This window comes from Gardnerella sp. DNF00753, assembly GCF_049244275.1.
GTDB lineage: Bacteria > Actinomycetota > Actinomycetes > Actinomycetales > Bifidobacteriaceae > Bifidobacterium > Bifidobacterium greenwoodii.
The window spans coordinates 1,278,733-1,292,849 of the sequence record NZ_CP058393.1; the positions used below are offsets into that span (position 1 = coordinate 1,278,733).

A 14,117-nucleotide genomic window follows, 5' to 3' on the forward strand; every position below is an offset into this window, starting at 1 on the left:
CTCAGTGATTACTGAGTAATCACTAATTCTTAAAGCTGTGCACTGGGGCCGGAATACGCCCGCCTCGCGTTACGAAAGCTTCGCAACTGGTCTGGTTCACCGGAATAATAGGCGCATACCCCATTAAACCGCCGAAGTTAGCCATCTGCCCAACGCCCTTGCCAATCACAGGAATAATGCGCACTGCGGTAGTTTTCTGATTGATCATTCCGATTGCGGATTCGTCAGCAATCATTCCAGAAATAGTAGCTGCGGACGTTTCTCCCGGAATAGCAATCATATCGAGGCCCACAGAGCATACGCACGTCATTGCCTCAAGCTTTTCAATCGTCAAGCAACCCGACTTCGCTGCGGCAATCATATTCGCATCTTCCGAAACAGGTATAAACGCTCCGGAAAGACCGCCAACATAGCTGCTCGCCATAATGCCGCCCTTCTTCACCTGATCGTTCAGCATTGCGAGCGCCGCAGTCGTGCCAGGAGCACCAACCTGATCTAAACCAATCTTTTCAAGCACTTCACCAACTGAATCTCCAACTGCAGGCGTTGGTGCAAGAGACAAATCAATAATTCCAAACGGCACTCCAAGCCTACGAGAAGCCTCTTGTGCAACCAACTGCCCCACTCGCGTAATCTTAAAGGCAGTGCGCTTAATAGTTTCGCACAGAAAAGCAAAGTCTTTGCCACGAGCCGCGTCAAGCGCGCTCGACACTACGCCCGGCCCGGAAACACCCACGTTAATCACAGCATCACCTTCAGTAACACCGTGGAAGCCTCCTGCCATAAACGGATTATCGTCAGGAGCGTTGCAAAAAGCCACAAATTTAACACAGCCGTAAGAATCTTTGTTAGCAGTCGCCTCGGCAATCTTTTTAATCGTGCGCCCAAGCAACTCTACGCAATCCATGTCGATTCCAGTGCGAGTTGAGCCAACGTTCACGGACGAGCATACAATTTCCGTCTCGCTTAAGACTTGCGGAAGCGACTCAATAAGCATGCGGTCAGCTGCTGTCATTGACTTAGCAGGAAGAGCGGAATATCCGCCGATTAAATCAACTCCAACAGTGTGCGCTGCCCTGTCTAAAGCGTGAGCAATTTGCACAAAATCTTCAGGCTTTTTACAAGACGACGCGCCAACAAGCGAAATCGGAGTCACGGTAATGCGCTTATTTACGATTGGAATGCCGTAATCGTGCGAAATATCGTTGCCAGTTTTGACGAGATCTTTTGCAAGACGCGTAATTTTTTCCTCAACATTGTGGCACACATCTTGCAGGTTTTCCGAAGCGCAATCAAGCAGGTTAATTCCCATTGTGATTGTACGAACGTCGAGCTGTTCTTGCTCAATCATCGAATTAGTTTCGCTTACTTCCATCAGGTTGAGCATGGCGTACTTCCTTACATTTACTTAGATTGCTACGATATTGCTACGAATTTTAGATTCTGTGCATTGCGGTGAAAATATTGCTACGCTGGCAGCGAATACGCACGCCGATTTCATTACCGAGCTCTTCTAATCCGTCCGCAAACTCACCAAATTCACAGTCCATAGTCGCCACATCAACAATCATCATCATATTGAAGAATCCGTCAACAATAGTCTGAGAAATATTCAAAATATTGACGTTATGATTAGCTGCATGCGAAGTTACTTTTGCAATAATACCAACTGTATCGCAGCCAACAACTGTAATAATCGCCTTAGAAGCGTCGCCTTTAGAAAGCGATTCCTGATTTTGTGCAATTGTAGTATTGGCGACCATATTTGCCTCCTGCTGTATTGCTGTGTGTATTTATTGCTGTGTTAATTTATTACTGTGTTAATTTTGCATTAGCTTTTCACTAATTATTTTTATGCATAAATATTATGCTGCTTCATATCTTCCGGCAGCGCATTTCGAAGCGACACAAGCGATCCGGAACGGAACACAGAACGAATACCGGCGGCAAGAAGAGGAGCAATCGAAAGAACAGTCATATTCTTAAGACGCTTTTCTTCCGGCACAGGAACAGTATCCGTCACAATAATTTCGCGAACACCAGCATCTTTCAAACGCTCAACAGCAGGACCGGAAAGCAAAGCATGAGTTGCAACCAACGTCACAGACTTAGCGCCCGCCTCGCGCAAAGTGCGCACAGCTTCACAAATCGTGCCAGCAGTATCAATCATGTCGTCAACAACAATGCAGTCACGCCCCTGAATATCACCGATAATTCCATGAGCTTCAGCATGATTTGGACGAGTAATATCGCGCGTTTTATGAATAAAAGCAAGAGGCAAATTGCCAAGTTTTGCAGCCCACTGTTCAGAAACTTTAATTCGCCCAGCATCAGGAGAAACAATAGTTGCGTTGTCGAGCTTCATAGAATTACGCACATAATCAATAAGCACAGGCATAGCAGTTAAATGATCAACCGGACCGTCAAAGAAACCCTGCTCCTGAGTTGCATGCATGTCAACCGTCAAAATTCTAGTAGCACCGGCAGCACGGAATAAATCAAACATAAGACGCGCTGTAATAGGCTCACGACCCTGATGCTTTTTATCCTGACGCGAATATCCAAAGAACGGCGCAACCACGTTAATACTGCGAGCAGAAGCGCGACGCAAGGAATCAACCATAAGCAGCTGTTCCATAATCCAATTGTTAATAGGATTCGTATGCGCTTGAAGCACAAACACATCCGATCCACGAACTGGCTGAGTAAAACGCACATACATTTCGCCATTCGCAAAATCGTAGGCAGTAGTCTCAAGCACATCAATACCAAGATATTTTGCAGTTTCCGCAGCAAGTTCCGGATACGCACGACCGGTAACAAGCATCATCTGCTTTTTTGGATTGCCTTCAAGAATTGTTGACATGATTGCCTTCCCGTTTGCAAACTTGCATGTACAGTGACAGAGTCGCTTTTTATTTTAGCAGGTAACGCGCCGGATTAGACACAGCCGGTGATTTACGCATAAATTACGCAAATAATTATTTAATAATTACTTAAATTACTTAGCAAAATACGCGCGAATTTCGTCTGCAGTTCCGTAAGAAGCCTGAGCGCCAAAGCGAGTTGCAGCATACGCAGAAACATAGGATGCTAAAGCTGCCGCGTCTGGCAATGACATTGAAGCAGCCAAACCAGCCAAAATTGTACCCATAAACGCATCTCCGCAACCGGTAGTGTCTTGAGCATTAACACGCTGTGCAGCAATACGGCAAACAGGATCTTCCTCAGCATACTGCAAAACAACAGAACCATCGCCACCTAAAGTCACAACAGCCTCATCAAAACCAAAGTTGTGCATAACTTCAGCAGCATGATTCCAATCAAAACCATCCCAATTGCCATCTTCTGGCTCATCAATCTTAAGCAACTGCGCCATCTCATGCTCATTCACAAGCAAAATGTCAGCAGCATCAATCAAATCCTTCGGCAAAGTAGGCACAAAAGGAGAATTATTAAGCAAAACTTTTACACCAGCATCATGCGCAATTTTCGCCGCCGCTGTAACAGTTTCCATCGGGCTTTCCAAGCAAAGACCAAGCACGCGAGCGCTAGTCAAAGCACTTTTAACAGACTCAATATACGCAACCGTAACGTGCGCATTAGAACCAGGCGCGTAAACAATCGTATTTTCGCCGCCCTGAGCATCAACTGTAATAACCGTTGCACCGCTAGGAGTGTTATCGACGCGCAAAATATTAGTGGTGTCAACACCAGCATTGTTCAAAGAATTAAGCAAAAAGTCGGCATTTTGATCGCTGCCAACAGCACCAAACATGCGCACATGCGCGCCAATTTTTGCCGCCGAAACAGCCTGATTTCCAGACTTTCCTCCAGGAAGAACCTTCAATTCGCCACCATTAACTGTTTCGCCTGGTTTTGGAAGACGGTCGGCAACAATCGTGTAGTCGGCGTTCATTGAGCCAACCACTGCAATCGCAGACTTGACGCAGTCATCAGCCTTCACTTTTTCTAATACATCCAGCGAGTCTAAAGTATCGTGGTAGCGCATCAAAATTCCTTTCTTTGTTTGATTTTTATTTTACAGTTTATGCTTGGCATTGTGCGCGTTTCCTCAATGTGGCGCGAGTTTTGGTGGATTTCTTTCCTCGCGATTTTGTTTTCGATATTCTTTAGTATCGTCTATGAGCTTTGTAACTGATTTAGTTTTTCGGTTTTGACGAGGCTAGAAAATTTGTGTTTGCGCAAATCCCGTCCTTCGTCGCTTTAACTGTTAAAGTATTTTGCTGTGTTCGCCTATTTTTAACAATGTTGCTTCCTCAGTCCTCTTTTATTGCTGAACACAATTTTTCCAGCCTCTCAACACACTAAACGACAACACAAAACTCATAGACTCGTGCAGAAAGTTACGTAAAGTGCGTGGTTTACTAAGTGCAACTAAAGTCACATAAATTTTGCTGCGGATGGGTGCGTGGTTGGGAGATTATTCTTGACGTGACGTGTGCAGTAGCACGAATGTTAACAGCGAACGACCGGCTACACGTGTTTTTTTATATATATAAGTCAGTCAGTACGCTTGCAAAGCAGAATCATCATTATGAAGATAAGCCCGAAGCCCACGAAATCCGCCCACGAAAAAACAGCGCCCGTAAACATAACGGCCGTAATCGCAGCAGTAACCGGCTCGCTCGCGCCAAGAAGCGTTCCTTTCACAGAACCTACGCGCATAATACCCTCAAGAAACAGCCAGTAGGCTCCAAAAGTGCCTGCAACAACTGTAAAAGTAAACAGCAAAAGCGCGCGCCAATCAAGCGGAGGCATAGTTTCCCACGGGCGCACAAACGGAAGCATAATCAGCCCCGAAATAATAAAAGTAATGCCGTTTACAGTAAGATTTCCCCATTTTGCAATCAACTTCACCGGCATAATCGCGAGCGCCGCAGTACTTGCAGCATCTGCCAATCCCCAAAGCAAACCCATAATCGGCAGGGAAAGCGAAGAAAGATTGCCACCCGTTGCCATTAAAGCAGTTCCTGCAAAAGCTAGAACAACGCCAATTGTTTCGCGAATAGTTGGCACGCGGCGAGTATGCAAGCACGCATAAACCAGCACGAATAGAAGATTAAGGCTTTGAAGCACAGTTGCGGTTCCGGAATTAGTCCAGTCGATTGTGCACAAGTACGAAACTTGCGTAAGAAGCACGCAAACTACGCCAGTAACAGCCATCGAGATCCACGTGCGGCCAGATTTTACTGCTCCTGCAAGTTTTTTAGGAGTGCAAGCTGCTGCAGTAATACTAAACAATATGCCGGCTGCAATTTGACGAACGCACGCAATTTGCAGCGGAGATACGTGATACGTTGACATGAGGATTTTTGAAACTGTTGCGTTTGCGCCCCAGAATGCGCCGCCTAAAAGAGTTAACAAAATGCCGATGAGTATGGCGTTCGTTGAATGGTTGAATGCAGGATTAGGGCGATCCGGCGTACTCGCTATTGCTTTTGCAGCGGATTTTGAAGTGTCGAAAGTTTTAGAGCCAGTTTGTAACTTAAGCTTAGACATATCAGATTCACCTCGCATCCCCAAAACAAGCAATTATGCAGCAATTATTGCACGCGCGCCCAACTAATATTGCACGCACGCAAACGGGGTAAGCAGCATAACTTGGAAAACAAAAAGCTCCCGACGCTAAATCAGCGTCAGAAGCTTAAGCGCGGAGAATACGAGATTCGAACTCGTGAGGCTGTTACACCAACACGCTTTCCAAGCGTGCGCCATAGACCACTAGGCGAATTCTCCAAACTGCTAACTTAGCAAGCAAATCACCCGCTAAGCAAACAACTTAAACAGAATACCACGAATTTGAGATATTGCAAACTCGCGCGCGCCGCGACAACGAAAGTTGAGATTACTTAATCAAAGGCGCTACTTGCGTTTCGTAAGCACGCAAAGCCATGTCGATTACGTTGTGCATATCGTAGTAGCTGTAAGTACCAAGCCTACCGCCGAAAACAGTGTTCGGCTCAGCTGCTGCAAGCTCCGCATAGCGCGCATACAAGGCTTTATCTTCCTCAGTATTCACAGGATAGTAAGGCTCATCGTCGCGAGTTGCAGCGCGAGAATACTCCTGCCACACAACAGTCTCCCCAGCTTTTACGCTTTTACCCGGCACGAAATCAGCTTCACCACTAGTCTCACCAGCAACGCCCTCAACTTCCTCACGCTCTGGATTAAAGTTCTTAAACTCAATCGCGCGCGTAAACGGAACGTCCGCATCCGAATAATTCATAACTGGGCAACCAAAGTGGTCACTCTCCTCGTAACGCACTTCCTTAAAGTCCACGGTACGCCACTTTAACTCGCCAAGCTTATAGTCAAAATACCTATCAACCGGACCGGTATAAACCACTGGAACTCCAGCCTCAGCCAACGCACGCTTATTAAACGGCTGCGATTCGTCGAAAAAGTCTACGCCAAGCGAAACGTGAATTCTAGGATCGTCAATCATGCGCTGCATCCAAGCTGTGTAGCCGTCAGTAGGCAAGCCTTCCCAAGTGTCTTTAAAGTAGCGATTATTGTAGTTAAATCGCACAGGCAAGCGCTTAATAATTCCAGCAGGAAGCTCGGAAGGATCCGTTTGCCACTGCTTTGCCGTGTAGTTTTTAATAAACGCCTCGTAAAGCGGTCGCCCAATTAAACTAATGCCTTTATCGTTCAAATTTTGCGGATCTTTACCAGCCAACTCCCCCGCTTGGCTTGCAATCAAAGCCTTCGCTTCTTCTGGCGTGTAGTGCGCGTGGAAGAATTGGTTAATTGTACCCAAGTTGATTGGCAGCGGATAAACTTCGCCGTCATGCGTTGCATAAACGCGATGCACGTAGTTAGTAAAAGACGTAAAACGATTCACATAATCCCATACACGCTTGTTGCTTGTGTGGAAAAGATGCGCGCCATACTTGTGAATTTCAATTCCCGTGCTCTCGTCAAAATACGAATAAGCGTTTCCACCAATGTGATTACGAACGTCAATAATTTCAACGCGAGCGCCAGTATGCTCTACTGCTTGTTGAGCTACAGTTAAACCAAACAAGCCCGCTCCAACAACTACTAAATCTGGGTAAGTTGTATTTTGGGAGGTTGCTGCCTGCGTCATATTATTTACCTTTCGTACTTTCGGTTGTTTTACGCACAATACACTTTAAGAATAGGCTTAAGCGTATATATACGTATATATAATGTCTAATATGACTAAGGCAACGAGTGCAGAAACCAAAGATAAACAAGCAATGCAAAAAAAGCAAGATACTAGCAGCGCAAATAGCAGCAACGAGGGCTGGGAAGTTGTAAATCGCGTTGTTTACCCTGTAAAAGACGCGGAAATTACTATGCCACTTTACGTAATTCCTTGGCATCGCTCCTACTTGCAGCGCACTGTGCTCGATCCTCGTATGAATACGCGCGCAATCGATATAAATAATCTAAATCTCACTGATTTCAAAAAGCTTCTTGCAGATACTAGCAGCCACCTACCAAATGTTGAAACTCAAGGCATTTGCACTGTTCTTTCGCGCAACTCACTTTGCGTTGCCGCCGGAAAGCACGTGTCACTTTGCACTTTCTTTAACGCTTTTCCTGCAAGCTATTGGCAGCATTGGACGCGCGTAAAAACTGTTAAGTTTACTGCTCGCGTTGAGGGAGCAGGCGCGTTGCAACTTATGCGTTCGACCGGTCGCGGACTTACGTATCCGGTGCAAAAGTTTGAGTTTGATTCTAGCAATCAAACAAATCAGCCAGCTCAAGTTATTAGCTACGAAATTCCTATGACTGGTCTTGCAGACGGCGGATATTTTTGGTTTGATGCGAAAGCGAGCGATTCTAGCTGCTTTACTGTTAGCGATGCTGAGTGGAGCGTACCGCGCACAAATAAAGTGCAATCAGGAAAACAACCGCAATCAAATAGCACTTTTTCTATTGCTATTACTACCTTTAACCGCCCTTCATACTGCCATAATCAGCTGAAGGCAATAGCAGAAAACAAAGCACTTCGCGCGCGACTTGACACAATTTATTGCACAGATCAGGGCACGGATTTAGTAAAGAATCAACCTGGATTTAACGAAACAAGCGCAAATCTTGGCAGCCAACTTACCTACATTCAGCAGGCTAATTTAGGCGGTTCCGGCGGATTCTCGCGAGGCATGTTTGAAACGCTTAAAGCAGGAAAAAGCAGCTACACTATGCTTCTCGACGACGACGCAATTAGCGAAACAGAGTGCATTCTTCGCGCGCTTCAGTTTGCCGACTACACAATTAAGCCTGCTATTATTGGCGGAGGGATGCTTCATCTTGACAATCGCACGGTTCTTTACACTCAAGGCGAACGATTCACTCGCAACAACGTGTGGATGAAGCCTTCACAGAATCTTGATTACAATCATGATTTTGCAGCTATTACTTTGCAAGATTGCCCTGAGCGCCATCAGCGAATAGACACTGATTACAACGGGTGGTGGATGAGTCTTATTCCAACTGCGATTATGAAAGAAATTGGTCTTTCGCTTCCTGTGTTTATTAAGTTTGATGATACTGAGTATTCGATTAGAGCGCTTGAGCACGGGTATCACACGATTTGCCTGCCTGGAGTGGCGGTTTGGCACCAGGCTTGGCACGATAAAGACCCTTCGCGCACTTGGGAAGAGTATTTCTTCCAGCGCAATCGTTGGATTTGCGGACTGCTTCATTGCACTCGTCCAAGCTTACGTTTTGCGATTGAGATGCTTCGAAGCGACTTGGCTTCCGGCTTAAAACTTGCGTATTCTGCTATGCATTTGCATCATATGGGATTGCAGGATATTTTGCGCGGACCACAATATATTGTTGATTCAATGCCTCAAAAGCTTGGCGAGGTTCGTAAAGCACGTCAATCCTTTAGCGATACGCAGCCTGTAAGTGACGAAGCGCTTATTAGCGAGGTTTTGCGAGAGCACGTAAGTCCGTTTACTGCGCACGACGCTAGAGCTTTGCGTAAGACGCAGAAGCGCGCTACGATTAAGGCTTTGTTTGCTCACGAAAAGCATGCGAAGAATCCTCGTCCAGAAGTTGCGATTCCAGCGCAAGACGTTTCTTGGCCATCGTTTGTGGGAGTTAATACTGCAATCGTTACGGCTCCAGATGGCACTACTCTTAATCTTTTCCAGCGAGATAGCAAGTTATTCCGTAAAATGTTGCGCGCGGACGCACTTTTGGCGTTAAAAATGTTGCGTAAGTGGAAGAAGCTTTCTCGGGAGTATCGCAGCTACGATATGGCGAGCGTTGAAAGTTGGGAGCAAATCTTCCGAGCTAGCAACAAGTAACAGTGACATAGGAAACATTTGCCGGTAATTTTCCGGCAAATGTTTCACGAAACCTGCTTAATCATCATCGCGCGATCGCTTAGCAAAGCATAGTCGCGATTTCGACTATCTCTAATCACAAACGTGCAAGCGTTCGCATCCACCGCCACAGCAAGCAAATCCGTGTAGTCGTCCTCAGTTGGGCTAGGCGTGCGCAAGGAAGTAAACAGCGTAAACTCGCCATTGTTAAACAAATTTAACGGCATTTCAAAATACACTGTTTGATGCCCGCGCTTCTGCATTTTCAGCACTTTAGAACCAGTATCGTAAGTAATTCCTCCGCGCCGAATGTCATGCAAAGCAATCGCCAAGTAAAAGTCACCCGGCTCGTCGTACTGATATTCCACAGCAAAACGGAAAGTATCGCTGCTCTTGTAAATCTTGTCTTCCAAAGCATAGGTTCTAAGCAGCGGACACTTTGCGTTCAAACCTTGAGCATACTGCCCCTTGCCCAGCTTTTCACCAAGCTTATTTTGCTTTTCGCGCTCTGCCTCAATATTTGCCAAAGTATATTGATCTGCCACGGACTCAGTGTTTCCAATTGCTGCAACTTCACCGTCACTAATCATCATCGCACGCGTGCAATAGCGTTTCACAGCATTCATATCGTGCGTAACAAGAATAACGGTTTTAGTTGGATCTTTACGAATATCTGTAAAGAACGCGTCACACTTGCGCTGAAAAGCTTCGTCACCAACGGCCAAAACTTCGTCAAGAACTAAAATATCTCCCTGCGCTTTAATTGCCACAGAAAACGCTAAGCGAACTTGCATGCCCGAAGAGTAATTCTTTAACTTTTGATCCATAAAGTCTTCAAGCTCAGCAAATTCCACAATATCGTCGTACATTGCGTCGATTTCTGCGCGAGTAAATCCAAGTAAAGCTCCGTTAAGATACACGTTTTCGCGGCCGGTAAGTTCCGGGTTAAAACCAACACCAAGCTCAATAAACGGCACAAGCTTGCCTTTTACTTTTACACTTCCAGTATTTGGATAGTAGATTTGCGAAATAATTTTTAAGAGGGTTGATTTGCCTCCGCCATTTCGCCCGACTATGCCAAAGAATTCGCCGCGATGCACGTCGAAGCTTATGTCTTTAAGAACGTTCTGAATTTTGTAGCCTTTAATACCCTTAGTAAGATTTATAAACGCTTGCTTTAAGCCGGTTGCTTGCTCGGTTGGTAACTTAAAATATTTTCCTACGTGATTGACTGATAAAACAATATCGTCATCACGCACTTGCGCTGCTTGCGCTTCTTGCACTTCCGCCGCTTCTTCCTGCAACTTACTCATAAATTTCACTTCCCCATCGTAACTGTCATAAATATCGTAAAATTTTTCGTAAATTTAGCACGCTACATAATTTCTACAAAAGTGCGACTATTTTTTCGGAATATATACACTCCAAGCCACACTATTAGCACGGTAAGCAAAAGCGGCACGCAAGACATCCACGAGAATCCAAATTCACTCCACACGGTTGGTTGCGTTTCAGGAGCCAGCATATTGTGTCGCATATCCTGAATACATTGCGCTATAGGATTAAGCAGCTCAAGCTTTGCCAGCACCGCAAAAATACCGCCCTTATTAATCACGTAACTAAGCGGATAAATAATCGGCATTCCGTAGAACAGCAGCTGCTGAGCCACTTCCCAAATATGCAAAATATCGCGGAAGAACACGTACATAGTGGACATTATTAGCGCCATTCCGATTGCAATTGCATAAAGCTGAATCAGACTTATTGGAAGCAGAATCACTCTCCACGTAAAATGCACTCCGCCAATAATCGCAAAAATAAGCACGACTACTAAATTAATCAAAAAGCTTATTAAAGATCCAACCGTTGCCGAAACCACAACAATGTAGTTTGGAAAATGGATTTTGCGCAACAAATCGCCACGATCTACAAGCGAGCGCAAACCAATCGAAGTTGATTCTTGCACAAACTGCCACGCGCTAATTCCCATCAAAAGAACCACAGGGTATGTTGGCGTGCCGTCTGTCATTCGCAAAAACTTGCCAAAAATAAGATACATAACGCAAAACATCATCAACGGCTTCAACGCCGACCACGCCACACCCAAGAAAGAGCCTTGGTAACGCAGCTTAAAATCGGTTTTTACTAAACCGCGAAGCACGATATTTGCATACGCGTACTTTTTACGACAACGAGCCATGAGATTTTTCACGCTCTTAATAATATCAGTTATGTTGTAATTGAATGTTTTAATTGAAATGATACTTTAGCCTAAATGAGCTTATTGCTAAAACGAGCTTATAGTTGAAAATAGGCTTTAGTAATAATAATTGAGCGCTGCATTTGAATACTCTAAATCAACATTCATAAACCACTTATGCTAACATCGTACGTATGCCGAAAGTATCGATTATTGTTCCAATTTATAACGTTGAAGCCTTTTTACCAGAATGTTTAGAGTCTATTCAAAATCAAACTTTTAAAGATTGGGAATGTTTGATGTTTTCGGATGGAAGCAAAGATGGTTCCATCGATATTATGAAGTCTTTTGCAAAAAAAGATAGTCGCTTTGTGGTAATTGAAAAAGAAAACGAGGGCTACGGAGCTACTTGCAATCGCGGTTTGGAACGCGCTAAAGGCGAGTGGATTAGCATTATTGAGCCTGATGATTTTATTGATCCGCATATGTATGAGCGTTTGCTAAGCAATGTTGAGATTGCTGGAAAAAATTCTGACAAAGTCGGCGAAACTGGCGCAACCCTAGATGTTATCAAAGGCGGATACTGGCTTTTTTACGACGGCAAAGATGGTTATAAGTCGGCTGTAGAAACGCCAAACTTGTGCTATTTCATGCCTGAGCATCGCACTATTTTTAATCTTAGCGAATTTGCTGAGCCTTTCTACCATCATCCTTCTATTTGGTCGGCTATTTACCGCAAAGATTTTCTTAACGGAGATAACCGCAATCACGAAATCATACGTTTTAAGCCAATTCCTGGAGCAGGTTGGACCGATAATCCTTTCTTTGCACAAACTATGGTTTTAGCAAATAAAATCTGCTGGAATCCTGGAAAGTACTACTATTATCGTCAAACTAATCCGGGCGCATCTAGTTTATTGAAGGATTTCCATCTTCCTTTCGACCGTTTGCGAGATATGCGCGAGTTTCTTAGTAAGCAGAATATTTCTCGCGAAATTTTGCACGCTTTTTATTCTCGCGAATTTGATTACGTAAACTCCTTGATTACAGAGTTTGGTTTTGACGATAAGAATCCGGAAATCCGCAAACTTATTTATGAAGTTTTTAGTTCCATGGATTCAAAAGAAGTTTTCCTTATGGCATCACGCCTTAAGCCAGAATTTATGGATTATTACATGGATTTCCTCGGCTCGTCATACGAAGTTAAGCCACAAAAAGCAGAGGCAAATCCTAAGCTTTCGCTCGTAATATTTACGCATAATGCTCATTCTTGGATTGTTGATTCGCTTAAAGCTTGCAGCTCAATAAGCAGTATTCCTTGCGAATTTATTATTGTTGACTCGCATTCAAACGACAGTACGCTTGCAATTGCCAAAAAGTTTACTAGTAAAGATAAGCGTTTTACAATTCAGTCGCATGAAGATACCGCAAGTATTAAAGATATGCTTTCTAAAGCAATTTCTTACGCTCACGGCACATACACAATGTTTATGCCTTCAAGCTACATAATTAACGAAAAAGTGCTATCTGAAGCGCTAAATCAGGTGCAGTATTATAACGAAATTTGTGAAAAAGATAGTGAAAACGCGGCTAAAGACGCTAGTAAAACAGCCAGCGTCGACCTCGCTTTCTTCAACAATAAAAGCAAACACAGCGATTATTTGATTGATTGTGCATTAAAAAACAGCGCAAAAACTAAAGAATCTAATATTTTGCAGCAGCAGTTTATTATGCCAACGAATTCGGAAGATGCTAATAAAGACGTAAGTTACGGTCTTTATAAAGCTAGCGATATTCCGGAACTTTTGTTAGACAGCTGCTACAGTTATGGCTGGCAAAAAATTTGGCGAACCGACTTTTTGAAAGCTTCTAAAGCTGAAGCTGGAAAACACGACCTGCCTTCAACTTTAATGACTTTTACAACTCGCGCAGCATTAAAAGCACAGAAAATACTGTATTGCGATTTGTCTAAAACTTACGAAGATGCTTATGGAAGATTCAGCGTTGGAGCTGACGAAGGATTCGAAAACCTTCACCACACTAATATTCCAGAAAACTTCTGGCTTTCTATTGAGCATCACGCTATTAAAGATGAAGCGCCTCTTGAAGTTGATTCCGTAATCGAAACCGGAGAATGGCTTAAAAGCGAAGGCTTGCTTGACCAATACAATCGCGGATACGTAAATTCGCTTGTGAACAGTTTTGTTCACGACTGCCATACACGAGTAACGTCTGAATCTTTGGCAGATATTGTTAATAATAAGCTTCAAGAAGTGATGCAAATTATGGATCATGATCAAATTTCTAAGAATTTGCCAAGCTACTTCTACGATGAGCTTTCGTATAACGAATTCCAAAAGTTGCAGCTAAATACCGCTTCACGCACTTTGTGGCTTAAAGAGCGCATGCTTAAATTTGAGAGCAAAACTCTAAACTACGAGCAGGAAATTAGCAGTATTCGCACTTCTGCACGCTACGTTATTGGCGAGAAAATCGTAAAAACAGCGAAGAAAATAGCATTCCCGTCTATTATTGCAAAATTGCAGAAAAAGTTCCGTCTTATGAGGCGAAATAGCAAATAATTT

10 protein-coding genes and 1 tRNA gene are annotated in these 14,117 nt (G+C 44.1%); 2 read left to right on the forward strand and 9 right to left on the reverse strand.

All coding sequences use genetic code 11. The features are described from left to right. Window positions 1-22 precede the first annotated feature (22 nt). The 7 genes from HXT33_RS05200 to glf all read right to left on the reverse strand — a co-directional run bounded on the left by HXT33_RS05200 (window position 23) and on the right by glf (window position 7,114). Window positions 23-1,387 carry a PFL family protein gene (locus HXT33_RS05200; protein WP_421786848.1) on the reverse strand — a complete coding sequence of 455 codons (1,365 nt, stop codon included), beginning with the start codon at window positions 1,385-1,387 and terminating at the stop codon, window positions 23-25. A 49-nt stretch (window positions 1,388-1,436) separates the two neighbouring features. After that, window positions 1,437-1,763, reverse strand: a complete 327-nt coding sequence (locus HXT33_RS05205) for an ACT domain-containing protein (protein WP_119520852.1) — start codon at window positions 1,761-1,763, stop codon at window positions 1,437-1,439. Between the two features lie 89 nt (window positions 1,764-1,852). Continuing rightward, the gene (locus HXT33_RS05210) at window positions 1,853-2,866 is read right to left on the reverse strand and encodes a ribose-phosphate diphosphokinase (protein ID WP_004136739.1); all 1,014 of its coding nucleotides are present in this window, start codon (window positions 2,864-2,866) and stop codon (window positions 1,853-1,855) included. Window positions 2,867-3,001: 135 nt separating this feature from the next. Next, window positions 3,002-4,012 carry a ribokinase gene (locus HXT33_RS05215; protein ID WP_421786850.1) on the reverse strand — a complete coding sequence of 337 codons (1,011 nt, stop codon included), beginning with the start codon at window positions 4,010-4,012 and terminating at the stop codon, window positions 3,002-3,004. A gap of 512 nt (window positions 4,013-4,524) precedes the next feature. Next, window positions 4,525-5,523: a DMT family transporter gene (locus HXT33_RS05220; protein ID WP_375169300.1), complete on the reverse strand. Its 999-nt coding sequence runs from the start codon at window positions 5,521-5,523 to the stop codon at window positions 4,525-4,527. Between the two features lie 152 nt (window positions 5,524-5,675). Beyond that, window positions 5,676-5,760 (reverse strand) — tRNA-Ser (locus tag HXT33_RS05225). A gap of 109 nt (window positions 5,761-5,869) precedes the next feature. After that, window positions 5,870-7,114: a UDP-galactopyranose mutase gene (glf, locus tag HXT33_RS05230; RefSeq protein ID WP_116794252.1), complete on the reverse strand. Its 1,245-nt coding sequence runs from the start codon at window positions 7,112-7,114 to the stop codon at window positions 5,870-5,872. 91 nt (window positions 7,115-7,205) lie between these two features. On the opposite strand from glf, the gene HXT33_RS05235 reads away from it, so the two are divergent. Next, window positions 7,206-9,314 carry a glycosyltransferase gene (locus HXT33_RS05235; RefSeq protein WP_421787609.1) on the forward strand — a complete coding sequence of 703 codons (2,109 nt, stop codon included), beginning with the start codon at window positions 7,206-7,208 and terminating at the stop codon, window positions 9,312-9,314. A 44-nt stretch (window positions 9,315-9,358) separates the two neighbouring features. Here HXT33_RS05235 and HXT33_RS05240 read toward each other — a convergent pair whose 3' ends face one another. Both HXT33_RS05240 and HXT33_RS05245 read right to left on the reverse strand, forming a co-directional pair. Beyond that, window positions 9,359-10,645, reverse strand: coding sequence for an ABC transporter ATP-binding protein (locus HXT33_RS05240; RefSeq protein WP_375169298.1), 1,287 nt, complete (start codon window positions 10,643-10,645; stop codon window positions 9,359-9,361). A gap of 62 nt (window positions 10,646-10,707) precedes the next feature. Continuing rightward, window positions 10,708-11,532 carry an ABC transporter permease gene (locus HXT33_RS05245; RefSeq protein ID WP_004133710.1) on the reverse strand — a complete coding sequence of 275 codons (825 nt, stop codon included), beginning with the start codon at window positions 11,530-11,532 and terminating at the stop codon, window positions 10,708-10,710. 194 nt (window positions 11,533-11,726) lie between these two features. Here HXT33_RS05245 and HXT33_RS05250 point away from each other — a divergent pair, with 194 nt between their 5' ends. Further along, window positions 11,727-14,114 (forward strand): glycosyltransferase family 2 protein, encoded by a 2,388-nt coding sequence (locus HXT33_RS05250; protein WP_421786853.1) that lies wholly within the window; start codon window positions 11,727-11,729, stop codon window positions 14,112-14,114. The last annotated feature ends 3 nt before the right edge of the window (window positions 14,115-14,117 follow it).

Coding starts and splice junctions, on each gene's coding strand:
- HXT33_RS05200 (WP_421786848.1), bottom strand. CDS start 1,387: ATGCTCAACCTGATGGAAGTAAGCGAAACTAATTCGATGATTGAGCAA.
- HXT33_RS05205 (WP_119520852.1), bottom strand. CDS start 1,763: ATGGTCGCCAATACTACAATTGCACAAAATCAGGAATCGCTTTCTAAA.
- HXT33_RS05210 (WP_004136739.1), bottom strand. CDS start 2,866: ATGTCAACAATTCTTGAAGGCAATCCAAAAAAGCAGATGATGCTTGTT.
- HXT33_RS05215 (WP_421786850.1), bottom strand. CDS start 4,012: ATGCGCTACCACGATACTTTAGACTCGCTGGATGTATTAGAAAAAGTG.
- HXT33_RS05220 (WP_375169300.1), bottom strand. CDS start 5,523: ATGTCTAAGCTTAAGTTACAAACTGGCTCTAAAACTTTCGACACTTCA.
- glf (WP_116794252.1), bottom strand. CDS start 7,114: ATGACGCAGGCAGCAACCTCCCAAAATACAACTTACCCAGATTTAGTA.
- HXT33_RS05235 (WP_421787609.1), top strand. CDS start 7,206: ATGACTAAGGCAACGAGTGCAGAAACCAAAGATAAACAAGCAATGCAA.
- HXT33_RS05240 (WP_375169298.1), bottom strand. CDS start 10,645: ATGAGTAAGTTGCAGGAAGAAGCGGCGGAAGTGCAAGAAGCGCAAGCA.
- HXT33_RS05245 (WP_004133710.1), bottom strand. CDS start 11,532: ATGGCTCGTTGTCGTAAAAAGTACGCGTATGCAAATATCGTGCTTCGC.
- HXT33_RS05250 (WP_421786853.1), top strand. CDS start 11,727: ATGCCGAAAGTATCGATTATTGTTCCAATTTATAACGTTGAAGCCTTT.